This window comes from Chryseobacterium sp. IHB B 17019 (genome assembly GCF_001456155.1).
In the GTDB taxonomy this organism is placed as follows: domain Bacteria; phylum Bacteroidota; class Bacteroidia; order Flavobacteriales; family Weeksellaceae; genus Chryseobacterium.
In genome coordinates this window covers 2,040,294-2,064,639 of sequence record NZ_CP013293.1, presented here as the reverse complement: position 1 = coordinate 2,064,639, position 24,346 = coordinate 2,040,294, and the positions used below count along the sequence as shown (strand labels likewise).

Annotated in this window: 21 protein-coding genes; 16 read left to right on the top strand and 5 right to left on the bottom strand. The window is 36.7% G+C overall.

The features are described from left to right. Positions 1 to 126 precede the first annotated feature (126 nt). The 3 genes from ATE47_RS09545 to ATE47_RS09535 all read left to right on the top strand — a co-directional run bounded on the left by ATE47_RS09545 (position 127) and on the right by ATE47_RS09535 (position 2,925). Positions 127 to 399 carry a hypothetical protein gene (locus ATE47_RS09545; RefSeq protein ID WP_062161752.1) on the top strand — a complete coding sequence of 91 codons (273 nt, stop codon included), beginning with the start codon at positions 127 to 129 and terminating at the stop codon, positions 397 to 399. 216 nt (positions 400 to 615) lie between these two features. After that, positions 616 to 2,004, top strand: a complete 1,389-nt coding sequence (gene lpdA / locus ATE47_RS09540; RefSeq protein WP_062161751.1) for a dihydrolipoyl dehydrogenase — start codon at positions 616 to 618, stop codon at positions 2,002 to 2,004. A gap of 126 nt (positions 2,005 to 2,130) precedes the next feature. Continuing rightward, positions 2,131 to 2,925: a patatin-like phospholipase family protein gene (locus ATE47_RS09535; protein WP_062161750.1), complete on the top strand. Its 795-nt coding sequence runs from the start codon at positions 2,131 to 2,133 to the stop codon at positions 2,923 to 2,925. A gap of 31 nt (positions 2,926 to 2,956) precedes the next feature. Here ATE47_RS09535 and ATE47_RS09530 read toward each other — a convergent pair whose 3' ends face one another. From ATE47_RS09530 to ATE47_RS09515, 4 genes are all read right to left on the bottom strand, one after another. Next, complete coding sequence (locus ATE47_RS09530; RefSeq protein WP_062161749.1) at positions 2,957 to 3,394, bottom strand: hypothetical protein; 438 nt, start codon at positions 3,392 to 3,394, stop codon at positions 2,957 to 2,959. Positions 3,395 to 3,444: 50 nt separating this feature from the next. Next, positions 3,445 to 4,164: an ABC transporter ATP-binding protein gene (locus tag ATE47_RS09525; RefSeq protein ID WP_062161748.1), complete on the bottom strand. Its 720-nt coding sequence runs from the start codon at positions 4,162 to 4,164 to the stop codon at positions 3,445 to 3,447. Positions 4,165 to 4,244: 80 nt separating this feature from the next. Continuing rightward, on the bottom strand, positions 4,245 to 4,802 hold the full coding sequence (locus ATE47_RS09520; protein ID WP_062163506.1) for a hypothetical protein: 558 nt from the start codon (positions 4,800 to 4,802) through the stop codon (positions 4,245 to 4,247). Positions 4,803 to 5,368: 566 nt separating this feature from the next. Then, a complete protein-coding gene (locus ATE47_RS09515; protein ID WP_062161747.1) occupies positions 5,369 to 6,397 on the bottom strand; it encodes a hypothetical protein in 1,029 nt (342 codons plus the stop codon). Between the two features lie 416 nt (positions 6,398 to 6,813). Here ATE47_RS09515 and ATE47_RS09510 point away from each other — a divergent pair, with 416 nt between their 5' ends. From ATE47_RS09510 to ATE47_RS09460, 12 genes are all read left to right on the top strand, one after another. Further along, a complete protein-coding gene (locus ATE47_RS09510; RefSeq protein ID WP_062161746.1) occupies positions 6,814 to 8,163 on the top strand; it encodes a sigma-54-dependent transcriptional regulator in 1,350 nt (449 codons plus the stop codon). Positions 8,164 to 8,321: 158 nt separating this feature from the next. Continuing rightward, positions 8,322 to 8,681, top strand: coding sequence for a DUF7674 family protein (locus ATE47_RS09505; protein ID WP_062163505.1), 360 nt, complete (start codon positions 8,322 to 8,324; stop codon positions 8,679 to 8,681). 227 nt (positions 8,682 to 8,908) lie between these two features. Continuing rightward, positions 8,909 to 8,986, top strand: coding sequence for a potassium-transporting ATPase subunit F (locus ATE47_RS18895; RefSeq protein WP_082632651.1), 78 nt, complete (start codon positions 8,909 to 8,911; stop codon positions 8,984 to 8,986). 17 nt (positions 8,987 to 9,003) lie between these two features. Beyond that, positions 9,004 to 10,701, top strand: a complete 1,698-nt coding sequence (gene kdpA / locus ATE47_RS09500) for a potassium-transporting ATPase subunit KdpA (protein ID WP_062161745.1) — start codon at positions 9,004 to 9,006, stop codon at positions 10,699 to 10,701. 12 nt (positions 10,702 to 10,713) lie between these two features. Continuing rightward, positions 10,714 to 12,738: a potassium-transporting ATPase subunit KdpB gene (gene kdpB, locus ATE47_RS09495; RefSeq protein WP_062161744.1), complete on the top strand. Its 2,025-nt coding sequence runs from the start codon at positions 10,714 to 10,716 to the stop codon at positions 12,736 to 12,738. A gap of 12 nt (positions 12,739 to 12,750) precedes the next feature. Continuing rightward, a complete protein-coding gene (locus ATE47_RS09490) occupies positions 12,751 to 13,311 on the top strand; it encodes a K(+)-transporting ATPase subunit C (RefSeq protein ID WP_062161743.1) in 561 nt (186 codons plus the stop codon). Between the two features lie 25 nt (positions 13,312 to 13,336). Further along, positions 13,337 to 14,419, top strand: a complete 1,083-nt coding sequence (locus ATE47_RS09485; RefSeq protein ID WP_062161742.1) for a porin — start codon at positions 13,337 to 13,339, stop codon at positions 14,417 to 14,419. A gap of 75 nt (positions 14,420 to 14,494) precedes the next feature. Then, the gene (locus tag ATE47_RS09480) at positions 14,495 to 15,616 is read left to right on the top strand and encodes a histidine kinase (protein ID WP_062161741.1); all 1,122 of its coding nucleotides are present in this window, start codon (positions 14,495 to 14,497) and stop codon (positions 15,614 to 15,616) included. Continuing rightward, a complete protein-coding gene (locus ATE47_RS09475) occupies positions 15,617 to 17,344 on the top strand; it encodes a sensor histidine kinase (RefSeq protein ID WP_062161740.1) in 1,728 nt (575 codons plus the stop codon). A gap of 174 nt (positions 17,345 to 17,518) precedes the next feature. After that, the gene (locus ATE47_RS09470) at positions 17,519 to 20,020 is read left to right on the top strand and encodes a PIG-L family deacetylase (RefSeq protein ID WP_062161739.1); all 2,502 of its coding nucleotides are present in this window, start codon (positions 17,519 to 17,521) and stop codon (positions 20,018 to 20,020) included. A gap of 100 nt (positions 20,021 to 20,120) precedes the next feature. Continuing rightward, positions 20,121 to 21,812, top strand: coding sequence for a sodium:solute symporter (locus tag ATE47_RS09465; RefSeq protein ID WP_062161738.1), 1,692 nt, complete (start codon positions 20,121 to 20,123; stop codon positions 21,810 to 21,812). A 21-nt stretch (positions 21,813 to 21,833) separates the two neighbouring features. Continuing rightward, the gene (locus ATE47_RS09460) at positions 21,834 to 22,352 is read left to right on the top strand and encodes a DUF2911 domain-containing protein (RefSeq protein ID WP_062161737.1); all 519 of its coding nucleotides are present in this window, start codon (positions 21,834 to 21,836) and stop codon (positions 22,350 to 22,352) included. 126 nt (positions 22,353 to 22,478) lie between these two features. Here the strand turns inward: ATE47_RS09460 and ATE47_RS19245 are convergent, their stop codons facing one another. Next, entirely contained in the window at positions 22,479 to 22,652 is a 174-nt protein-coding gene (locus tag ATE47_RS19245; RefSeq protein WP_181898004.1) for a hypothetical protein, read from the bottom strand. Between the two features lie 561 nt (positions 22,653 to 23,213). Here ATE47_RS19245 and ATE47_RS09455 point away from each other — a divergent pair. After that, positions 23,214 to 24,341 carry a histidine decarboxylase gene (locus tag ATE47_RS09455; protein WP_062161736.1) on the top strand — a complete coding sequence of 376 codons (1,128 nt, stop codon included), beginning with the start codon at positions 23,214 to 23,216 and terminating at the stop codon, positions 24,339 to 24,341. Positions 24,342 to 24,346: the final 5 nt, after the last annotated feature.

Sequence of the window (24,346 nt, the reverse complement as noted above, 5' to 3'; positions counted from 1 at the left end):
TAAAAATATTAAAAAACTTGTTTAACTGTGTGTTTAAGGCAAATCCAATCTTGGTATGATATATGTAATATTAACACTGAACTAGAATGAGTTGAAACTGAACAGTCATTCAAAAAAGTAAATGTTATGAAAAAGTTATTTATATCAACGATTTTATTAGTGGTGTTATCAACGAGCGCATTTGCCCAGAAACATCCGCCTCGTCCACCAGCTCCGCCACATCCGTCGAAGAGCGAATTGTATAACAGCAAAGCCCGAGAATTGGACAAAAAGTACAATACTGAAAAGAAAATGATCATGAATCATCCGCTGGCAACCAAAAGAATGAAAAGTGATCAGCTAAAAGCTTTAAATGCAAGATATCAGAACGAGAAAAAATTGCTTAGAGCTACTAAATAGAATGAAAAATTATTGTTAAAATCAAAATTCACAAATCTGTTTAGTTTTGCGAAATATTTAAAATAAGTTAATATCTATTAAAAGAGAATGCATTTTGTGTTCTCTTTTTTATTTAAAATAGAACGAAATCCACATAATCATGCATTCTCAGATGAATTACCAGAAAAGTGTTTCATCCAATATTTTTCCTTAAATTCGCATAAAAATTTTAAACTAATGAACTACGATATTATTGTCATCGGAAGTGGTCCTGGTGGATATGTTACAGCGATTAGAGCGGCACAATTGGGTTTTAAAACTGCAATTATCGAGAAAGAAAATTTGGGAGGAATCTGCCTGAACTGGGGATGTATTCCGACTAAAGCTTTGTTAAAGTCCGCTCAGGTTTTTCATTATATTAATCATGCTGAAGATTATGGTTTGAATAAAGTGGAAGCAAGTTTTGAATTCCCGAACGTAATCCAGAGAAGCCGTGGCGTTGCCAACAAAATGAGCAAAGGAATTGAATTCCTGATGAAAAAGAACAAAATCGATGTGATTTTAGGGACTGCGAAAGTTCAGAAAGATAAAAAAGTTTCTGTTACAGATAAAGATGGAAAAGTAACTGAATATACAGGAACTCACATCATTATCGCAACAGGAGCTCGTTCAAGAGAATTACCGAACTTACCTCAGGATGGTAAAAAAGTAATCGGATACAGACAGGCATTGTCTCTTCCTGAGCAGCCAAAATCTATGATTGTTGTAGGTTCCGGAGCGATCGGGGTGGAGTTTGCCGATTTCTATAATACGATGGGAACGAAAGTAACTGTTGTTGAATTTATGCCAAATATCGTTCCTGTAGAAGACGAAGAAATTTCTAAACACTTAGAAAAATCTTTGAAAAAGACAGGTATCGAGATCATGACAAACGCTTCTGTAGAAAGCGTTGACACAAGCGGAGAAGGCGTAAAAGCTACTGTAAAAACTGCGAAAGGAAACATCACTCTTGAAGCTGATATTTTATTGTCTGCTGTTGGGATCGCTGCCAATATCGAGAATATTGGTCTTGAAGAAGTTGGAATTCAGACAGATAAAGGTAGAGTTTTAGTAAACGAATGGTACGAAACTTCAGTTCCTGGCTACTACGCGATCGGAGATATTATCCCGACTCAGGCTTTAGCACACGTTGCTTCTGCGGAAGGGATTACTTGTGTTGAGAAAATCAAAGGAATGCATGTTGAAAAAATCGACTATGGAAATATCCCTGGATGTACGTACTGTCACCCGGAAGTTGCTTCTGTTGGTCTTACTGAAAAGCAGGCTAAGGAAAAAGGCTACGAAATCAAAGTGGGTAAATTCCCTCTTTCCGCAAGTGGAAAAGCGACTGCAAACGGAAATACGGATGGTTTCATCAAAGTTATTTTCGATGCTAAATATGGTGAATGGTTAGGTTGCCACATGATTGGTGAAGGGGTTACAGATATGGTTGCTGAAGCTGTTGTTGCCAGAAAATTGGAAACTACAGGTCACGAAATCATCAAATCAATCCACCCGCATCCAACGGTTTCTGAGGCTATTATGGAAGCTGCAGCTGCTGCTTACGGTGAAGTGATTCACATTTAATTTCAAATAAAATATAGATATAAAGGCTCAGATTTTTCTGAGCTTTTTTATTAAAATTATTTTAAAATTCAACATATTTATAAAAATTAATCTATTTCTTTCATTCTGTTTGCTTAAATTTATTCTATGGATTTTGGAAAAGTTGGTCTTGTTTTATCTGGCGGTGGCACAAAAGGAATTGCACATGCCGGAGTTTTAAAATTCTTAAATGAAAAGGATATTAAAATAGACGTTCTGTCATGTTGCAGTGCAGGTTCTATTGTAGGTTGTCTGTATGCAGTCGGAAAAACTCCTCAAGAAATCTTAGAATTCTTCAATTCGGTGTATTTTTTCAACTGGAAACATTTTGCTTTCAATCAACCGGGATTGGTTTCTTCAGTGATTTTCAGGAATTATCTGCATCCTATTTTTGGTGATATGAAATTAGGCGATTTGGATAAAGAAGTGAAAATTGTTGCCACTGAACTGGTGGGCGGAACAGAAAAAATATTTGACAAAGATTTCAAAGTGGTAGATGCAATTATTGCTTCCTGCTCAATTCCCGGAATCACAACACCTTATATTATCGGCGATGAAATGTACTGTGACGGCGGGGTTTTGAATAACTTTCCGGCAGATATTATCAGGGAAGATTGCGACAAATTGATAGGTGTTTTCGTTTCTCCGCCGCATGATATCAGTATTAATGACCTGAAGTCTATCAAAGCCATCGTTTCCCGCTCATACGACTTGCTTTCTTACAGGGTTGAAAAAATTAAGTTTGAATATTGCGACTGGTTCATTTCTTCCCAAGAATTGTCTATTTATGGAACTTTTGAAAGAAGAAAAGATCGTTTGGAGCAAATTTTTAATATTGGTTATAATGCAGCTAAAGATAGCTTTGACGAAAGCAGTTTTTACTTAAAACAATTAGGAACATAAAAAAACTCCCAATTTCCTGAGAGTTTTTATTTTATTTTTTTACAACCTGTCCGTCCTGATTTACAATCGTTTTCCCAGTCTGGTCACTCACCATCAATGTATAAGGTGGCATCGTTCCTTCTGTTAGGTAATTCCTCCAAACCTGGTAGGTATAGCCTTTATTGGTAAATTGGTAATAATAATTACCACCGCTACCGTCCGGAATCAATTCCCCATTACTGATAATCATACTGGGCTTTGACGTGATTTTTGCGTTTGCAGACCATGATTGGTAAAGATACTTTCCGTTGGGCTGCTGGTCAATTCTTATCTTAAACTTTTTAGTTTTAATAATAACCGTTTTCGGCACTTTCTGATAGAGTTCTATACCACTATTTAGTGTATAGACTGGGTTTTTATCAATATTATTGGCGTAAATCAAAGAAATTTGTGCAATACAAAATGTCCCGAATAAAATTTTTTTAATCATTTTTTCTAATGCTTATTGTTGATGCTTTCATCTCATCAAATTTAAAGCCATTATTGATTAATTCCCGTAACTTCAGTTTGAGTGTAGTTTGTAAATGCTTCTTCCAGGCTCCCGAATTTCCCTTTAAATTCATCAATTGGGCAATCCTGAAGAATATTTCCTTTGTGAATAAGAATCACGCGTGAGCAAAGCGCCTCAACTTCCTGCATGATGTGGGTAGAAAGTAAAACCGTTTTTTGCTGCCCAATTTCTTTTATCACATTTCTGATTTCTATGATTTGATTAGGGTCAAGGCCGTTTGTAGGCTCATCCAGAATCAATAAATCCGGTTGATGAATAATGGCCTGAGCAAGACCAACTCTTTGCTTGTATCCTTTGGAAAGCTGTCCGATTTTTTTAGATTTTTCAGGAGTAATTCCCACCAGATCAATCACTTCATCTACTCTTGAATCCGGAATTTTATGAATATTGGCCACAAATTGCAAGTATTCTTTTACGTACATTTCCAGATATAGCGGATTGTTTTCAGGAAGAAAGCCTATTTTTTTCTTAGCTTCAATCTGGTGTTCCGTGATATTTTTTTCATTAAAAATAATTTCCCCTTCATCAATTTTCAAAGCACCGACAATAGATTTCATTAAAGTAGATTTTCCGGCTCCGTTAGGGCCAAGAAGACCGATAATTTCGTTTTTTTCAATAGAAATATTAATATTGTTCAGTGCGGTTTGTTCACCAAATTTTTTGGTTAAATTATTTATTTGAAGAGACATATTTATAAGTTCTTTTTGCAAAAATAAAAATAAAAAAACTCATTCGGCTGAATGAGTTTAGTTAATATTTTAAAAATAAATTATTTTCTTGATTTTTTGTCCTTATTGGCAGAAGGAGACGCCGTTGAAGCTGTGCTTGATGATTTTGCGCCATTGACGTTATTCATGGTTGCAGGTTTATCATACAAGGCAGATTTTCCGTTTGACTTTCCAAAAATCTTATCAACCTGTTTTTTATTCAAAAACTGTGATTTCCCAACATATTTTTTGTTTTTATTGATATATTGGATAAACTGTACTGTCGGCTGGCCGAAGTTTTTTTCATAATGCAATTCGACGATATCATTGGGAAGCTCCAAGACGATATTGCTGTCTGGAGTATCAATAAAACCGTTTGTAATAAGCTGATATAAGCCGGAAACATCTCCGTTTAAATTCTGGAAAGAAAAGGATCTGAACGTGTTAAGATTTGCCGTGTTAAGATCCTGATAATTGATAGTGAATTTATCTTCTTTTTTATATAAACCTACGGAATTATCTTTACCAATTTCCACTAAACTTTCGTTTTTCAACACTTTGATCTGTGAGAAAACCGACATACCGAACATGCAAGTAAATAGTAGAATTATTTTTCTCATTTGATTGAATTTTAATTGGTGCATCTAAAATTAGTAATAAAATATGACAAAACAATTTTATTCGTAGAGCAAAAGTAACACTTTTTTTTAATATTTATCCATGTTAGAAATCCGATGTTATGCATTCCATTCTAATCAAATCTTGTTTAAATATTTGATTTTTATGGTTTTATAATAATATTTAATGAAAAAGAGGATAAATTATTTCCATAAACATTAAGTTTCTTGTAATCGTATTGAAAATCAATATGATAAAGGGAAATTCTCTAGGGAATAAAAGGAAATTTAAAGTAAATGTTAATTTTATTTCAATAATTTCAGAGCACCTAATTTATTTTAGATTACCTGAATTAAAGATTTGAAAACCAGCGATCTCTTCTTGGAGAGCTGTAGAACATCATAAACACTATAGATTAATAGTTTTTTCATTATTTGTGCGTTAAAATTAGAGGTCAAAGGTATCAAAAAATAATTATTATTAATTTAATATTAAACAAAAATATTTTACAAAAAAAACGGGAACCGGCTGTAAGCCAATTCCCGAATTCATCGTGTTTTTAGAATCTTTATAATCCTGAGGGTGGTGCTGTTGCTGTTTTTACTTTATTTCCTTCCATATCTTCATATACACCTGGAAGTGTCTGAATAATACTTTTATTAATGACAAGACAGCTGATTGTCCATGTTCCGTTTTTTCCTGATAATGGCATAGAACCATAGTAATCTGCACTGATGTGCCACGTTCCGCCCGATGAAACTGCTGATATATTAAGTGGACTAAAACCCATCTGACCTTTTACTCCCAAAAAAGTTCCGCTTGGTTCACTAGGGTCAATAAAAGAGCTTCCAATCACTGCAACAGTATAATCACTGGAATTTATTTTGGTGTTATAATCCTTCACCCAGTCACCATCTACATTTTTTAATTCAAAAGTGATATAGCTTATAGGAAATGTGTTTCCGGTAGATGATTGAGCTATCTTCAATTCACCGGTTGAGTTATCTCTCACGATTGTAGAATAAGAGCCGTTTTGGCCTGTTGCTGAAGCTTGACCTAATATCATATTTCCATTAACGTCCAGCGCAGCTTTAGGGGCAATGGTCCGAATGCCAACCCTGTTATTGGCGGCATCTACGGAAAGTGTTGTATCATCCACGGAAAATCCATTAACAATATCGGATTTGAAGTTCAATGTTTTGTCACCCTGCGTTACTGTTCTGTTGCTTTTTAAAGTGCCGTCTGCATTATAGATATTTGTGTTTGATCCACCATTGCCCGTCAATTTTACCCAAGCCGAGCCATCGAAATAATAATATCCTACCGTATCAATATTTATTGCATTTCCATTTTGAGATCCGCTGGAAACATTGTTGATATAAATAAGGGTAGAAGTTTCAATATTCTTCATACTTTGAGCCCTTTGCCTGTCTACCCGGGGAATAAGGAGACCATCAGTATTAGGTGATGTGCCTTTCGGATTTTTTGCAGTTACATCAAGAGTTGCAGCAGGAGATTGTGTATTGATCCCAACCTGTGCGTTTGTAAAACTATTGCACCCACAGATTGCAATAATTATAAAAAAAATTTTTTTCATTCGATTTTATTTAATTGTGAACCAACAACTTCTAAAACTGTGCCGTTTAATGTAAGTGATTGTTTTTTAATGGGTTAAAGGTTGTTAATTGTGATATTTTATATTAAAAAATTTACCAATAATACACTTTTGTGTGATAATTATAAAAAGAAACAGCAAATTATAAGAAATTCTCTATTGTGTGAATCCTTGCTTATTTTTCAGAAAATTTAAACGGCAATCCATTCAAAGAGAAAGGTCTTAAAATAAGTACTTATCTTTACCCACATGTCAATTAGCAAAAACATCTCGCCTATTATTATTTACTTCAATCCAAAGGTTAGATTATAATGAGATAATTTATTTTATATTTATGTTAACTTTGAAAATTGCATACTGAAAGCGACAATATTTACCTTTGCATTTTAATTTTATAAATGAATAAAATACTCATCATTGACGACGAAGAAAAAATCAGAACACTTCTTTCAAGGATAATCAGCCTGGAAGGATTTGAAGTTTTTCAATCTTCCGACCTGAAGAATGCAAAAAAAAGGCTTGAAGCTTCTGAGATTGATGTAGTTATCAGTGATGTAAAACTTCCGGATGGCAGCGGTGTAGAATTTTCTAAAACGATTAAAGAAAAATATCCTTCCACAGAAGTCATTCTTCTGACGGCATACGGAAATATTCCAGACGGTGTTCAGGCGATCAAAAACGGAGCATTCGATTATATTACCAAAGGTGATGACAACAATAAAATAATCCCGCTTGTTTACAAAGCCGTTGCTAAGGTTGCTCTAAATAAAAGGCTTTATCAGTTGGAAAAACAACTGGATGATAAGCAGTCTTTTGAAAATATCATTGGCAAATCCAAGCTTATAGAATCTGCAATTAATTCTGCAAAAAAAGTTGCTGTAACCGATGCTACCGTACTTTTAACCGGAGAAACAGGTACAGGAAAAGAAGTTTTTGCACAGGCAATTCATAATGCAAGCAATCGGAGCAAACAAAATTTTGTAGCTGTAAACTGCTCTGCTTTCAGCAAAGAATTATTGGAAAATGAATTATTCGGGCATAAAGCCGGAGCTTTTACCGGTGCCATGAAAGATTCTAAAGGGATCTTCGAAGAAGCCAATAACGGGACCGTTTTTCTGGATGAGATCGGGGAAATGCCTTTGGATCTGCAGGCAAAATTACTGCGTGTCCTGGAGTCGGGGGAATTTCTGAAGGTTGGTGACAGCAAACCCACGAAGGCGAATGTAAGAATAATTGCGGCCACAAACAGAGACTTGCAACAAGAAATTGATAATGGAAGCTTCCGGGAAGATCTATATTACAGGATCAATATTTTTACTATTATGCTTCCTTCGCTTAGGGAAAGGATTGCTGATATTGAAGATCTGGCCTACAGTTTTCTCAAAAAATATACCTCAAAAATCGGAAAAAAAATTTCATTAATTTCTTCTGATTACTTAAATATTTTAAAGCAGCATTCCTGGAAGGGCAATATCCGTGAACTTCGGAATATTATTGAAAGAAGCGTAATTCTGGAAGATAGTTTGGAATTGACGGTCGATAGCTTACCATTCGATTTACAACAGATTTCTACAGCTCAGCCTTCATCGGATAAAGCTTTTTCGGCATTTTCGATGGCAAGTGCGGAAAAAATCCATATTCAGAAAATCCTGAATTATACCAAAGGAAATAAAGCAGAAGCCGCCCGATTACTGGAAATAGGAATTGCCACGCTCTACCGTAAGATCGAAGAATACAAAATCTCATAAAACTATTATCATATTGATAATGAGCCTATCAAAATGATAGGCTTTTTTATTGCTTAAAAATTTAAACCAAAACATAACGTTCTGATTATTAATTTTCTCGCTGGTTTTATCCTTAAAAGGAACATAAATTGGCATTAGTGATTCAAAACAATTATAAAATGAATCACACAGAAGCAATACAGGAAATCATCAAGGTGGTCCCTGAATCGGAAGAAGAATTCAAAGAAACTTACAAGACCGGCAATTCTTTTATGGTCATTAATGTTTTCACCAAACAAATCCGCAGGTTGATCCGTAACGAAGACAAAAACACACTGGTAAGCTGTCTCAAAAAAATGAATGAGATCTACGCAAAAGGTGATCAGACCCTGAAAAATGCCGTAGAATCTATTTTTGTCTATTCTTTGGACAGCCTCACTTTTACCTGTAATAAGACATACAAAAATTTAATTTTCAAAAAAATCCCTGCGGATCTGCAAAAAGCTTATTTGCGCCAGGTGTATAAATCAGGAATGTAATCGTATGAAAATCAGAAAACAAGGTAGCTGGAAGCAGTGGAAATCCTCCCGAACTAGGCATAATCTCGAGATTTTAGCAATCAATCTGGCTGTAATTGTAGCCGTATTTGCCTTTGCAGCAATCATCCAACTCAAATAAAGCTTTAAAAAATGACAACAATAGTAATCATGACAGGAGTAGCTCTGTTTGTACTCTTTTTTCTCACCGTAAAATACTTTGAAAAAATATGACAGCATTATTCATCATCGCCATCGCTGTATTTGCATACATGTGTTATGTGCTCATAAAACCGGAAAAATTTTAATCTAAATTAATAATTAAATGAATTCAGAGATTTTAGGAATATTATTGATGTTCTTTCTGGCCGTATTTCTTGCAATACCGTTGGGAAGATACATCGGCAGAATATTTAGTAACGAAAAAACTTGGCTTGATAGTATTTTCAACCCTGTTGATAAAATATTTTTTAAACTGGCAGGAATCAATCCTGATACGGAAATGAGCTGGAAACAGCATCTTATTGCTTTGCTGACCATTAATCTCGTCTGGTTTCTTACAGCCATGTTTGTACTGACCAATATGGGCTGGCTCCCCTTGAATCCCGACAGCAACCCGTCGATGAGCGGAGATCTTGCATTTAATACAGCAGTAAGCTTTGTCACCAATACCAATCTTCAGCACTATTCCGGGGAAACGGGAATGTCTTATCTGGGGCAGCTTACCTTAATGCTTTGGCAGTTTATCAGTGCCGGTTGCGGAATTGCCATTGCTGCAGTCGTATTTTTTGCAATGAAGGAAAGAAGTACGGAAAAGCTTGGTAATTTTTACTTCTTTTTTGTGAGAAGCTGTACCAGAATTCTGTTGCCGATTGCAGTCGTGGTTGCCTCATTGCTGGTATTCAACGGAACTCCAATGACTTTTGAAGGTAAAGATTCAATAACTAATTTACAGGGAGATAAAGTTGAGGTAAGCCGGGGACCCGTTGCGGCATTTGTAGCCATAAAACACTTAGGAACAAACGGCGGTGGATTTTTTGGTCCGAACTCTGCTCACCCTCTTGAAAATCCAAATTATTTTACCAATATCATCGAAATGACAACCCAGATGCTTATTCCGCTGGCTATGGTGTTTGCAATGGGATATATCGTTAAAAGAAGAAAGCTTGCATGGACGGTTTTTGGAGTTATGACGATAGGTTTTCTCCTTCTTACAATCCCTACAATTATTTCTGAAGTAAACGGAAATCCCAACATTTCAAACATGGGAATCTCACAGACCATGGGTAATATGGAAGGAAAAGAAGTTCGTTTCGGTTCTGTAGCATCTGCATATTGGAGCATCGCAACAACGGTTATTTCTACGGGAAGCATCAATGCTATGCATGACAGCTTCATGCCTCTGAGCGGGATGAACCAATTGCTGGGAATGATGGTAAACTGCTTCTACGGCGGTGTCGGAGTCGGTTTTCTGAATTTCTATATCTTCATTATTCTGGCAGTATTCATCAGTGGACTGATGGTGGGAAGAACACCGGAATTTTTAGGCAAAAAAATTGAAGCCAGAGAAATGAAAATTGCAATGATCATCGCACTTCTGCATCCATTTTTAATTCTTACAGGAACAGCCATTGCAAGCTACACTTATTCTCAAGATCCGGAAACGTATGCAGGATGGCTCAATAATCCGGGATTTCATGGCTTTAGTGAAATGCTGTATGAGTTCACCTCATCCAGTGCCAATAACGGAAGCGGTTTTGAAGGATTGGGAGACAACACGCCCTTCTGGAATATTGCCTGTGGAATCGTAATGCTTATGGCAAGATATTTACCAATAATTGGTCCGGTTGCTATTGCAGGAAGTCTGGCAGCAAAAAAATACATTCCCGAAAGTGCCGGAACCTTAAAAACTGATACTCCGACTTTTGGATTAATGGTCTTCGCGGTCATTGCCATTGTAGCGGCATTGTCTTTCTTTCCGGCATTGGCATTAGGTCCCATCGCTGAATATTTTTCACTTTAATTTTTATTGATAATGAAAGGAAATAATAATAATTTGTTTCAGGCAGAACTCGTAAACGAGGCATTGAAACAATCTTTTATAAAACTAAATCCGGCCAAAATGTTTCGTAATCCGGTAATGTTCATGGTCTGGATAGGAACTCTTGTGATGGCCGGTGTCTGCATTTGGATTGCAGCAGGAGAGGGAAGTCAGGGAAGTTTAATCTATAATATTATAGTAACGGCAGTTCTGTTTATCACATTGCTTTTTGCAAATTTTGCAGAAGCCATTGCAGAAGCGAGAGGAAAAGCACAGGCAGATTCTTTAAGGAAAACAAGAGAAGAAACCCCCGCCAAATGGATTAAATCTATTGACGAAATTATCACTGTTCCTTCTTCCCAGCTTAAAAAAGGAGATGTATTTTTTTGTGAAACGGGAGATATCATTCCGTCAGACGGAGAAATTATTGAAGGACTGGCAACCATAGACGAAAGCGCAATCACCGGCGAAAGTGCCCCAGTAATCCGTGAAGCCGGAGGTGATAAAAGCAGTGTAACAGGAGGTACAAAAGTACTTTCAGACATGATAAAAGTAAAAGTCACAACAGAACCTGGGGAAAGCTTTCTTGATAAAATGATCGCACTGGTTGAAGGCGCTTCAAGGCAAAAAACTCCGAATGAAATTGCTTTAACCATACTTTTGGCAGGATTTACACTGGTGTTTATCATTGTTACGGTGACTTTGAAACCGTTTGGAGATTATGCTCATACACCGATTACAATTGCCGCTTTTATCTCATTATTTGTTTGTTTAATTCCTACTACCATCGGAGGATTATTATCAGCGATCGGAATTGCCGGGATGGACAGGGCTTTAAGAGCAAACGTCATCACCAAAAGCGGTAAAGCGGTAGAAACAGCAGGAGACGTGGATGTTCTTTTATTAGATAAAACCGGAACCATCACGATCGGAAACAGAAAAGCCACTCATTTTCATCCCGCAAACGGAATTGATGAAAAACATTTTACAAAAGCAGTGGTTCTGGGCTCAATGGCAGATGAAACACCGGAAGGAAAATCAATCATTGAACTGGCGGGTATTAATCCGTTAAGCTTTGAAATTAATAATCCTGAATTCATAAACTTTACTGCAGAAACAAGAAGTTCCGGAATCAATTATGAAAATATCAGGATCCGTAAAGGCGCTTCCGATTCTATTAGAAATCTTGTTGAAAGAGCCGGGAATTTATTTCCGAAAGAAACTGAAGAAACGGTAAGAAATATTGCAAGTAACGGCGGAACGCCTTTAGTGGTTTCCGAGAACGAAAAAGTATTGGGTGTTGTGGAGCTGCAGGACATCATCAAACCCGGAATCCAGGAACGTTTTAAGCGTTTGAGAAAAATGGGTATCAAAACTGTAATGGTTACCGGTGATAATCCTCTGACGGCAAAATATATTGCAGAAAAAGCAGGCGTAGATGATTTTATCGCCGAAGCAAAACCTGAAGACAAAATGAATTATATTAAAAAAGAACAGGCTGAAGGAAGGCTTGTCGCCATGATGGGTGACGGCACCAATGATGCTCCGGCTCTCGCGCAGGCCGATGTGGGCGTGGCCATGAACAGCGGAACACAGGCGGCAAAAGAAGCTGGAAATATGGTGGATTTGGACAATGATCCTACTAAATTGATTGAGGTGGTAGAAATCGGGAAACAATTATTAATGACAAGAGGAACGCTCACTACGTTCAGTATTGCGAATGATGTTGCCAAGTATTTTGCTATTGTTCCGGCCTTGTTTATTGCGTCTATTCCGGCCTTGCAGGGATTGAATATTATGAATCTGCATTCACCCGAAAGTGCCATTCTTTCAGCTGTAATCTTCAATGCTATTATTATTCCGATGCTGATTCCTTTAGCTTTAAAAGGGGTTGCTTACAAGCCAATCGGGGCAAGCGCACTGCTTAGAAGAAACCTTTTGATTTATGGTTTGGGAGGAGTTTTAATTCCTTTCATCGGTATCAAAATTATTGATTTAATCGTGTCATTGTTTATTTAAAATCAACAAAAAATGAAACAGAATATTTTTCTTGCGATAAGACTTACGTTAGTTTGTTTATTATTCTTTTCGGGAATTTATACCTTACTGATCTTAGGAATTGCACAATTCTCTCCAAACCGTGGGAAAGGTGAAATCCTTACATTTAATAATAAAAAATATTATGCCAATATCGGGCAAAAATTCGCTGAGGACCGTTATTTCTGGTCGCGTCCTTCTGCAGTAGAGTACAATGCAGCCGGAGCGGCGGGCAGCAATAAAGGTCCCACAAATCCTGATTACCTGAAAACCGTTCAGGAGAGAATTGATCATTTTGTAAAACATAATCCTGAGGTGCAGAAGTCTCAGATTCCTTCTGATCTGGTAACGGCAAGCGGAAGCGGACTTGATCCCAATATCTCGGTTCAGGCAGCGAATGTTCAGGTGAAAAGAATTGCCAGAATCAGAAATATTAATGAAAATAAAATTCAGGATTTAATAATATCCAATACTGAAAAACCATTTTTAGGATTATTCGGAACACAAAAAATCAATGTCCTGAAACTTAATATTGCCCTTGACAACCTGAAATAATTATAAAAAAAATTAATTTTAAAGAATGAAACCAATCATATTAACAATAATTTTGATGTTAGGAACATCCGGCCTTTTATTTGCGCAGGAAGAGACCCAAAAGCCATTAAAAATATCGGGTTATGCAGAAATATATTATCAGTATGATGCAAATAATCCCGAAAACAATTCTCGTCCTTCATTCGTTTACAGCCACAACCGTAACAACGAAGTGAATCTGAATCTGGGATTTGTAAAAGCCAACTATGAAACCGAAAAATTCAGGGCAAATGTCGCATTGGCAGCGGGAACTTATATGAATGCCAATTATGCAGCGGAGTCCGGAGTTTTGAAAAATATCTATGAAGCCAATGTTGGTGTGAAAATTTCAAAAACTAAAAATTTGTGGATAGATGCAGGAATAATGCCTTCCCACATTGGTTTTGAAAGTGCCATAAGCAAAGACTGCTGGACTCTGACAAGAAGCATTCTTGCCGAAAATTCTCCTTACTTTGAAAGTGGGGCTAAAATTTCCTACACCAGCAACAATGGGAAGTGGCTTGTAAGTGGTTTGGTTCTTAACGGATGGCAGAGGATTCAGCGCGTAGATGGAAATTCAACCGTTGCTTTCGGGCATCAGCTGACCTATAAGCCAAGTGAAAAAATTACCTTGAACAGCAGCTCTTTTATCGGAAACGATAAACCGGACAGCATCAGACAGATGCGTTATTTCCACAATCTGTATGGTGTTTTCCAGTTTTCCAATAAGTTTGGATTAACCGCCGGATTCGATATCGGAGCCGAACAGAAAGCAAAAGGAAGCGAGCAGTACAACGTCTGGTATTCCCCGGTGATTATTGCAAAATACAGCCCAACAGAAAAACTGAGTTTTGCCGCAAGAGGAGAGTATTATAGTGATAAAAACGGAGTTATCATCACAACAGAAACTCCACACGGCTTTCAGACTTTCGGGTATTCCCTGAATGCGGATTATCATATTCTTCCCAATCTTATCTGGTGCGCAGAGATTAAGAATCTGAGCAGTAAGGACAATATTTTTATTAATAGAGATAATGATTTCCGGAGAAGTAATTTCTCTGCGGTAACATCACTTGCCGTTAATTTTTAATTGTTCCATATATATTCGAATCCCTTACATAAAATTTGGTAGGGGATTTATTAACTTTGACTCAGATAATCTGTTATGGATGAAAGAAAATCTGCACAGGACTTCCTTAATTTAATCAAAAAATCAAGGCGGGGAAAATTCAAAATCTACATCGGGATGAGTGCCGGTGTAGGAAAAACATACCGTATGCTTCAGGAAGCGCATTCTCTTTTTTCAAATGGAATTGATGTGAAAATCGGCTATATAGAAACTCACAACAGAAAAGAAACCCAGGCTTTACTGGAAGGGCTGCCAATCATCCCGAGAAGAAAATTATTTTATAAAGGAAAAGAACTGGATGACCTGGATGTTCAGGCAGTGATCAGTCTACGTCCGGAAGTGGTTATTATTGATGAGCTGGCTCACACCAATATCGAAGGAAGTAAAAATGAAAAACGATGGCAGGATGTTCTGGAGATTCTGGAATCGGGGATTAATGTGATCAGTGCCGTGAATATTCAGCATATCGAAAGCCTTAATGATGATATAAAAAATATTACCAATATTGAAGTAAAGGAAAGAATTCCCGATAGCGTATTGGCCCAGGCTGATGAGGTGGTGAATATCGACCTTACGGCGGAAGAATTGATTGACAGGCTGAAGGTGGGGAAAATCTATGACCAGTCAAAAATAAACGCAGCGCTCAATAATTTTTTCAAGAGTGAAAATATCCTTCAGCTTCGGGAGCTTGCCCTGAAGGAAGTCGCTTCCCAGGTGCAGCGAAAAGTGGAAACCGAAGTTTCACAGATTAAAAATATCAGAAAGGAAAAGTTTCTGGCCTGTATCAGCTCCAATGAAAAAACAGCTAAAAATGTGATCCGGAAAACGGCAAGGCTCGCCAATTACTACAACAGTCAGTGGTATTTGCTTTATGTGCAGACTCCCAGAGAAAGTGCAGATAAAATCGCATTGGATAAGCAGAGATATCTTATTAATAATTTTAAATTAGCAACAGAATTGGGAGCAGAAATCATAAAAGTAGAAGGGACAAATGTTGCTCAAACTATCATGGAACAATGCGAGGCACGGAAAATCACCACCGTCTGTATCGGGAAACCACATCTTAACCTCTGGAAAATAATTATGGCTACAGACACATTCAATACACTTCTGAACAGGCTGTCAAAAGAAAATTTAGACTTAGTAATATTGTCGTAAATGAAAATTAAAGCTAAACTTAATATCGGGGTAGGTCTTTTGTTCCTGATGATCATTGTATTGTCGGTTCTCAGTGGATTATACATCAATCAATTAAAAAAAGATACCCATAATATTCTGGTTGCCAACTACAACACCCTGGAATATTCCAGAAATATGCTGTTGGCCTTGGAAGATATTGATACTGATCCGGTTGCCTATCAAACCTTCAAACAACACCTTGTCAAACAGCAAAATAACGTAACTGAAATAGGTGAAAAAGAAGCTACAGAAAATGTCGCGAAGCATTTTGAACTTTTAAAAAAGGAACCGCAAAATAAAACCGCTTTATCCTCACTTAGAAAAGATATTGCTGAACTTATGCGTCTGAATATGGTGGCTATACAGTATAAAAGCAATCTGGCGGATACGACCGCTCAAAAAGCCATTGTTGTCATATCCGTCGCCGGAACACTCTGTTTCCTGATTGCCTTCATATTAATGGTAAATCTGCCCTCCAACATTGCAGATCCCATTCGGCAGCTTACGGCGAGTATCAGGCAAATCGCGGATCAGAATTATAAGGAAAGAGTACATTTTGAAAGTCACAGCGAATTCGGGGAATTGGCCAGATCCTTTAATACTATGGCTGAAAAGCTTCAGGAATACTCAGAGAGTAAGCTGGATAAAATCATTAAAGGAAAAAAAAGGGTAGAAACCCTCATCGACAATATGCATGATCCTGTGATAGGAATTGATGAGAATAATAAAGTACTTTTTGTAAATGATGAGGCCCTGAAAATTACAAATCTTAGAAAAGAGAATTTTGTAGGAAAACTGATACAGGATGTTGCTGTAACCAATGATTTGGTACGGGAGGTCATCAGGCAAATTATTCAGCCTGAAATTGCGGATTCTGAGAAAAAAACAATAAAAATTTATGCTGATGGAAAAGAAAGTTATTTCGAAAAAGAGATCATAGACATTAATATTTTTCCGACGGGAGAAGAACAAAGTCAATTCATCGGTAAGGTTATAATGCTTAGAAATATCACCCCTTTTAAAGAGCTTGATTTGGCCAAAACCAATTTCCTGGGAACAGTTTCCCATGAATTCAAAACGCCTATTTCATCCATACAAATGGGGCTCCAGCTTCTTGAAAATGAGAAAATAGGAAATCTTAATGATGAGCAGAAAAATCTGATAACCGGAATTAAAGAAGATTCTGACCGTCTTTTGAAAATTACAGGAGAATTACTAAATATTACCCAGCTTGAAAGCGGCTCTATCCAACTTAATATACAATCCTCAGACATTCGGAATATCATAGAATATGCCGTAAATGCTAATAAAACAACATTAGATCAAAAACAGATTCAACTTAAAATAAATATAGAAGAAGGGCTTACCACAGTTCTTGCAGACAGTGAAAAAACATCCTGGGTTCTTAATAATTTATTGTCAAATGCCATTCGGTACTCTTATGAAAATTCAGATATTGAGATCGATGTCCAAAATGAAAATGACAGGGTAAGATTTTCCGTAAAAGACTATGGATGCGGAATAGACAAGAAATATATTGAAAAAGTTTTTGACAGATATTTTAAAATTCCTGGTTCAAAAAAAGAGGGGACTGGCTTGGGACTAAGCATCAGTCAGCAATTTATAAAAGCTCAGGGTGGCGAAATTTTGGTGGAAAGTGAATTGGGATTTGGTTCTAGCTTTTCCTTTATTTTAAAAAGTGAGTGATCTATAATTAAACATGAATCGAAGTTGAAATAGTTGATCTTTACTTCGGTTGTCTTTTACCTTCACAAGATTTTACAAATAATATAATAGAATGTTTGGAGTAGCTAAGTGCTTTTTCTTTTAAGGTTGAAAGAAAAACGAATTACTTATATTTGCCCCGCAAAGCAAATTCAAATGTTCAAAAAAGTATTCATTGTATTTATCCTTGGCTTTTATGCGGTTTTTTGTTCGGCTCAACAGGTTCGGCCCACAAAATCATCTGAAATTTATCGCGAACTCAAAACCCTCAAAAATATTCCGAAAGTTTTATACCTTGCGGCTCATCCCGATGATGAAAATACAGGATTACTCTCCTGGTTAATCAATGACCAAAATGTAGAAACAGGCTATTTATCTTTAACCAGAGGTGATGGTGGTCAGAATTTATTAGGGACAGAACAAGGTGCTGCATTAGGTTTAATCAGAACACATGAGCTTTTAGAGGCAAGAAAATTAGACGGTGCTCAACAGTTTTTTACCCGGGCGATTGATTTCGGGTTCTCTAAAAATACCACCGATACCTTTAAACAATGGAATGCAGACAGTATTACAGCTGATGTAGTTTGGGTAATCCGTAAATTCCGTCCTGATGTGATCATTTGTCGTTTTCCTCCTACTGCTGCGGCAGGACACGGACAACATGCGGCTTCGGCTGTGGTTGCGGAAAAAGCTTTTAAGCTGGCAGGTGATAAAACGGCTTTTCCAGATCAACTAAAGTATGTTAATGTATGGCAGCCAAAACGCGTGTTATGGAATACTTTCCGATTTGGTGGAGTTAATACGACAGCGGAAAATCAATTGAAAGTTACCGTTGGGCAATATGATGCGCAACTGGGAATGGGCTATGGTGAATTGGCAGGATTAAGCAGAAGTTTACATAAAAGCCAGGGTGCGGGAACACAGTCTGTAGCCGGGATACGAACTGAATATTTTGCCCACGTTATTGGCGAGCCTGCCAAAGCAACACTTTTTGATGGAGTAGTTAAAACATGGACTGCAAAAGGAAACGCTGATATCGACCAGTCATTGGATAAAATTATTTCCGCTTTCAATTTCAATAATCCAGACCATAGCTTACCTGCTTTGCTCGTTTTGCGAAAAAAGATAATGGCGTTAAAAGATACAGACCTGAAAAGGGATAAAATTAAATCTCTTGACAATATCATTTTAAGCTGTGCCGGGTTTATGGGCGAGGCAGTTACCAATCAGGCTGAAGCTGTTGCCGGGGATCATTACAATTTCAGGTTAAATCTGGTCTCCAGAGCTACAGATCCTGTCGTTTTAGAAAATGTAAACTGGTTAAGCAAGTCAGAAAACTTCAACAGAAAACTATCAAAAGATTCTTTAATTACCATTCAGCATGACATTCAGATTCCTGCTGATGCACTCACAGAACCTTACTGGTTAGCAAAGCCAGCCACGAATGCAGCAACTTTTTCTGTTCCAAATGATACTTTAGTCGGTTTGCCTGAGGCAGAATCACCACTGAATGTTTTGCTTGGCTTAAGAATCGGTTCAGAGAAGTTTCAGGTTAAACTTCCTTTATCTTTCAAGAAATTAGATCCTGTGCGTGGTGATGTGGTCGAAGCCTTGCGCATTGTTCCTGCATTGGAACTGAAATTTACACAGCCTCTTTATTTAGTTAAAGAAAATGCAGATTTACATTTGAGTTTAAATTTTAAGATTAATTCCAACAAACAGTTCAGTAATGGTAAAGTAAATCTGATGTATAACGGAGAACAATTAGGCGGCGCTGATTTAAATTCGATCAGTGGAAAAGATTTTACCATCGATTATGTTATTCCAAAAACTAAGCTTGCCTCAATACATTCTGCTCGTTTGCAATTGGATGCAAATTATGTTGCAGATGGAGTAACTTATAATAAAAAACAGGTATTAATTCAGTACCCGCATTTACCTTCCTTACAATATTTTGCGCCTGCAACGGTAACCGTAATGAAAGGTGATATTCAGGCAAAGGTTAAAAAAGTAGGTTACATACAAGGTGCGGGCGATTTCATTCCCGAGTTCTTACGCATTGCAGGTATTCAGGTAGATGTCCTGAAAGACGAGGATTTTTATGGCAACTTAGATGAATCCGGCGCAAACGGTAGTCAGAATAAGCTATCGCAATATGATGCCATCGTGCTTGGTGTTCGTGCCAATAACACAGAGAAAAAGTTAGGACGCTGGATGCCCTTTTTATGGTCTTATGTAAAAGGCGGTGGTAATCTGGTGATGCAGTATAACACCAATCAGGATACAACAGTTGACCAATTGGGGATGTACAATTTCAGTATTGCCAATAAACGCGTTACCGAAGAAAATGCTGAGGTTAAATTTTTAAATCCAAATCATAAATTACTGAATTTTCCAAATAAAATTACCGCAAATGATTTTAACGGTTGGGTACAGGAGCGTGGCGCCTATTTTCCTGATCAATGGGATGCAGCGTATGAGCCGCTTTTTGAAATGCACGATACGGATGAAGCGCCTCTGCAGGGATCAACTTTATATGCCCAATACGGGAAGGGTAATTTTATTTATACACCGTTGGCATTTTTCAGACAGCTGCCTGCGGGAAATGTTGGGGCTGCACGTTTATTTTTAAACTTTTTATCTGCACAAAAAAACTGATGAACAAACAACTTAAAAATTGGAATACCTGGTACATACTATTGGCAGTTGCATTAGTATTGCAGATCGTATTTTATTATTTGTTTACTAAATTCTGGGCATGAGTACAATAGATTGGACAGTTCTTATTTTTACATTGGTTGCTGTGGTTGTTTACGGCGTATTTATCGGTCGTGGTCAAAAAAGCAACGAAACCTACCTGAAAGCAGATAATAAAATGCCTTGGTACATCGTACTTATAGGCATTATGGCAACGCAGGCAAGTGCTATTACGTTTCTTTCGGCGCCGGGTCAGGCTTACACAGACGGGATGCGTTTTGTGCAGTATTACTTTGGTTTGCCGTTGGCGATGATTGTTATCTGTATTACTTTCATCCCGATCTTTCAACGCTTAAATGTCTACACCGCCTATGAATATTTAGAAAACCGTTTTGATAAAAAAACAAGGGTACTCACTTCACTGCTTTTTCTTTTTTCCAGAGGCTTATCGACAGGAATCAGCATTTATGCTCCGAGTATCATCTTATCAAGCGTTTTAAACTGGAATATTTATTTAACTAATGTTTTAACAGGTGGCATTCTATTGATTTACACCTATATCGGCGGTGCAAAAGCGATCGCTCACACCCAAAAACTACAGTTTCTTATTATTCTGGGAACCATGGCTTTTGCAGGGTATCTGCTTATTCAAAATATGCCGAATGGAATTGGTTTTAAGGATGCGCTTTATCTGGCGGGGAAATCCGGAAAGCTTAATGTAATCACCACAGAATTTGACTGGAAAGATAAATACAATATTTGGAGCGGGTTAATTGGTGGTTTTTTCCTTGCACTTTCTTATTTCGGTACCGACCAAAGTCAGGTCGGGAGGTATATTACTGCGAAAGACAATACCAATGCAAAAATGGGCTTGCTGTTGAACGGCTTGGTTAAAATTCCGATGCAGTTTGCTATCCTCCTGATCGGTGCTTTGCTTTTCGCTTTTTTTTCTCTAAAACCGGCTCCGATTTATTTTAACGAACGCTCTTATCAGCATTTAAAGGAAACAAAACCCGAACAGGCTGCGGTTTTTGAAAAAGAGCATCAGAATTTACAAATGAAATTTAATGCAGAATCGAAAGAAATTCTACAATTGAAAGAAACTCAATCTCCTCAACTCACAAAAACTATTCAGGATTTTAAAAACACACAAGCTCAGGTAAAGGCACTTCACGGTAGGGTAGAAGAGGCGATCAATCATTCAAACTACAATGCGGAGAAAACGGATACTAATTATATTTTTCTGTATTTCGTGAAAAATACCTTGCCGGTAGGAATGATCGGCTTACTGTTTGCCGTCATTTTTCTGGCCAGCTGGGGCTCAATTTCCGCAGCTTTAAATTCCCTCGCGGCCTGTTCACTAAAAGATGTTCATCTGATATTCAAAAAAGAAACTCCTGATGATGCAACCGAATTGAGATACAGTCGCTTACATACTTTAGCCTGGGGGATATTCTCAATTGGCGTAGCCATGTTTGCCACTCAAATGGGTTCCCTTATTGAAGCGGTTAATATATTAGGTTCTCTTTTCTACGGCCCGATATTGGGGATTTTCCTTGTCGCCTTTTACTTTAAAAAAATTAATGGTTCAAATGTATTTATTTCTGCAATTTTATCAGAAATTACGGTTATTGCCGTTTATCAATTCGATATCGTTTCTTTCCTTTGGCTCAACGTAATCGGGGCAGCGGCAGTCATTATATTTTCTACAATAGGATTGATTTTTTATAAGCCGAAAGCATTATCTTCGTAAAAGAATTAAAAATAAAAATTTATGAAAGCAATAATTAAATCTGCTGCTATGGTTGTAGTTGCAATGACAATTTCAGTCAATGCATTTGCACAGGAAGCTAAAAAACCTGCGAGCCCTGCGGCTACTGCAACTGGGAAAATTAAGGATGCAACTATTACCATAGCCTATAACAGTCCTTCAGTTAAGGAACGTACAATCTGGGGCGATTTGGTAGCATATAACAAAGTTTGGCGTGCGGGTGCCAATGAAGCAACTACTTTTCAAACCGATAAAGACATTACCGTTCAGGGTAAATCATTGCCTGCTGGTAAATACAGCTTTTTCTTAATCCCTAAAGAAAGCGGAACATGGACTGCGATTTTTAACAAAGAGTCAAAACAATGGGGTGCATATAAATATGAGGAATCTAAGGATGCTTTGCGTGTTGATGTAAAAACAAAAGCTTTACCGGCAAAACAGGAAACTTTAATGTATAAAGTAAACAGCAATGGATTCACGATGGATTGGGATAAAATCTCAGTTCCCGTAGAGATAAAATAATTTGAATATGAGAAATTAAAATCCCGTTGATTCGGGATTTTTTTTTGTTTAAAATTGATATCCGCTTACAGGCAAATTTGCTTTTAGATTATTACTTTTAAAATTGAACATCAACCGATTAATTATTTAAAATTTGACGATAAAGAATTGTCCTGTTTTAATTTTGCCATAAAAATTTACCAAGAGATGATTCTGAATAATTCTTAATCCATAACATACTTCTATTTCTGCCATTATCAGATCAGAAAGCTCATTGTTTTCCAATGATGAAAGGTCTTCTTCCGGCGTTGTAAAGGACATGATATTAAACAGTATTAATCTTGTGCAAATCTATATCAATTATCCGCAAGAAAAGGAAAGTGTTTGTACATATTAATTTACATTGAATGTCAATATTTATGTATAATCCCTTTTTTAGAGCATTATATTATTACAATATAAGTATCTACTATTATTAAAATTGAGTTTTTTAAGGGAAAAGTAATATTTGCAAATAATTTATAATCAATTAATTATGGTTTTATTGTGATGCTGTTTCTATTATTAATATTAACTAATTATGACTTATTTGTTAATAAAAAATAGTTCATAAGCAGTTTTTAATTAATTTTTTTAATCCATATTGAAATTATGTAAATTATAATTTGAAATAAAGTGTATTTTTGGAAAAAATTATTCACATATTGTTGAATAAATAAATCATAGTATTTAAATGAAAATTACTTTAAAAGAAAATAAACAAGATAGCAAGAATATTTACCGAGTTTTCAAATTCCTATATTTTGACTTTTGGCCTACTTAAGTTTTCAGGTATGAGAAAAAACTATTTCAAGTCCAAAAACTATAATTAAAATATTAATCATGATTATTCAAAAAAAAGAAATATTAGATGCATATATGCATTCAGTAGCCGAAAAAGCATCCTTTTCAATAGGTTACCCTTTTGCAACAGACTTCAATTATGAAGAACTTCACAGTTTACTCCGCTATCCTCTTTTTAATTTGGGAGATCCTTTTATGGAAAGTAATTATGGGGTAAACTCATTTACGATGGAGAGAGAGGTTATAGGTTTTTTTGCGGATCTGTTCCAGGCTCCTAAGGATAATTACTCAGGATATATTACCAGTGGGGGAAGTGAAAGTAATCTTTATGGTTTATACATGGCCAGAGAATTATATCCTGATGCCATTGTATATTATTCATCTGAATCTCATTACAGCATACCAAAATCCATCCGTTTGCTAAGTATGAAATCTATTGAAATTGGTTCTAACCAAAATGGAGAGATCAATTATCACGATTTATTTTCAGCTATTGAACAAAACCGCCATCTTCCTGCTATAATTGTTGCGAATATTGGAAGTACCATGACGGAGGCTAAAGATGATATTTCCAAGATCAAAAACATTGTACAAAGCTTGCTTGTGGAGTCACATTATATCCATTGTGATGCAGCATTAGCAGGAGCTTATCTTCCTTTGTTAGAGGGAGCTCCAAAATTTGATTTTTCAGCTGGTGCAGATAGTATAGCTTGCAGCGGGCATAAATTTATAGGATCTCCGATTCCCTGCGGAGTCATAGTTGTTAAAAAAGACAATAAAGAGCGTTTATCTCATTATATTTCTTATATCGAATCCATAGATTCTACTATTACAGGAACCCGGAATGGACTTAGTTCGGTATTTCTCTGGTACGCTATTAAGCATTTTGGAAAAGAGGGATTGCTGAAAAGAGCATCGGAATGTATCTCTTTGGCAAAATACACTCATCAAACGCTCCTTGAGAACAATATTGACAGTTATTATAACGAGAATGCAATTACCGTGTTGTTCGAAAAGCCGTCTGGAGTATTATGTCAAAAATGGCAGCTGGCGACAAAATCAGGATACTGTCACTTAATTTGTATGCCTGGAATTTCGAAAGGCCAAATTGATGCTTTTCTTGAAGACTTCCTGAATGAAAGAAAAAGCAATAAGGCTAACTCTTAATTTTC

Excerpts from the sequence above, each read along its gene's own strand:
- ATE47_RS09505 (WP_062163505.1), top strand. The coding sequence starts at position 8,322 with ATGAATCACACAGAAGCAATACAGGAAATCATCAAGGTGGTCCCTGAA.
- ATE47_RS09465 (WP_062161738.1), top strand. The coding sequence starts at position 20,121 with ATGAGTACAATAGATTGGACAGTTCTTATTTTTACATTGGTTGCTGTG.
- ATE47_RS09535 (WP_062161750.1), top strand. The coding sequence starts at position 2,131 with ATGGATTTTGGAAAAGTTGGTCTTGTTTTATCTGGCGGTGGCACAAAA.
- ATE47_RS09515 (WP_062161747.1), bottom strand. The coding sequence starts at position 6,397 with ATGAAAAAAATTTTTTTTATAATTATTGCAATCTGTGGGTGCAATAGT.
- ATE47_RS09530 (WP_062161749.1), bottom strand. The coding sequence starts at position 3,394 with ATGATTAAAAAAATTTTATTCGGGACATTTTGTATTGCACAAATTTCT.
- kdpA (WP_062161745.1), top strand. The coding sequence starts at position 9,004 with ATGAATTCAGAGATTTTAGGAATATTATTGATGTTCTTTCTGGCCGTA.
- ATE47_RS18895 (WP_082632651.1), top strand. The coding sequence starts at position 8,909 with ATGACAGCATTATTCATCATCGCCATCGCTGTATTTGCATACATGTGT.
- ATE47_RS09455 (WP_062161736.1), top strand. The coding sequence starts at position 23,214 with ATGATTATTCAAAAAAAAGAAATATTAGATGCATATATGCATTCAGTA.
- ATE47_RS09525 (WP_062161748.1), bottom strand. The coding sequence starts at position 4,164 with ATGTCTCTTCAAATAAATAATTTAACCAAAAAATTTGGTGAACAAACC.
- ATE47_RS09545 (WP_062161752.1), top strand. The coding sequence starts at position 127 with ATGAAAAAGTTATTTATATCAACGATTTTATTAGTGGTGTTATCAACG.
- ATE47_RS19245 (WP_181898004.1), bottom strand. The coding sequence starts at position 22,652 with ATGTCCTTTACAACGCCGGAAGAAGACCTTTCATCATTGGAAAACAAT.
- ATE47_RS09490 (WP_062161743.1), top strand. The coding sequence starts at position 12,751 with ATGAAACAGAATATTTTTCTTGCGATAAGACTTACGTTAGTTTGTTTA.
- kdpB (WP_062161744.1), top strand. The coding sequence starts at position 10,714 with ATGAAAGGAAATAATAATAATTTGTTTCAGGCAGAACTCGTAAACGAG.
- ATE47_RS09470 (WP_062161739.1), top strand. The coding sequence starts at position 17,519 with ATGTTCAAAAAAGTATTCATTGTATTTATCCTTGGCTTTTATGCGGTT.
- ATE47_RS09480 (WP_062161741.1), top strand. The coding sequence starts at position 14,495 with ATGGATGAAAGAAAATCTGCACAGGACTTCCTTAATTTAATCAAAAAA.
- ATE47_RS09475 (WP_062161740.1), top strand. The coding sequence starts at position 15,617 with ATGAAAATTAAAGCTAAACTTAATATCGGGGTAGGTCTTTTGTTCCTG.
- ATE47_RS09485 (WP_062161742.1), top strand. The coding sequence starts at position 13,337 with ATGAAACCAATCATATTAACAATAATTTTGATGTTAGGAACATCCGGC.
- ATE47_RS09520 (WP_062163506.1), bottom strand. The coding sequence starts at position 4,802 with ATGAGAAAAATAATTCTACTATTTACTTGCATGTTCGGTATGTCGGTT.
- ATE47_RS09510 (WP_062161746.1), top strand. The coding sequence starts at position 6,814 with ATGAATAAAATACTCATCATTGACGACGAAGAAAAAATCAGAACACTT.
- lpdA (WP_062161751.1), top strand. The coding sequence starts at position 616 with ATGAACTACGATATTATTGTCATCGGAAGTGGTCCTGGTGGATATGTT.
- ATE47_RS09460 (WP_062161737.1), top strand. The coding sequence starts at position 21,834 with ATGAAAGCAATAATTAAATCTGCTGCTATGGTTGTAGTTGCAATGACA.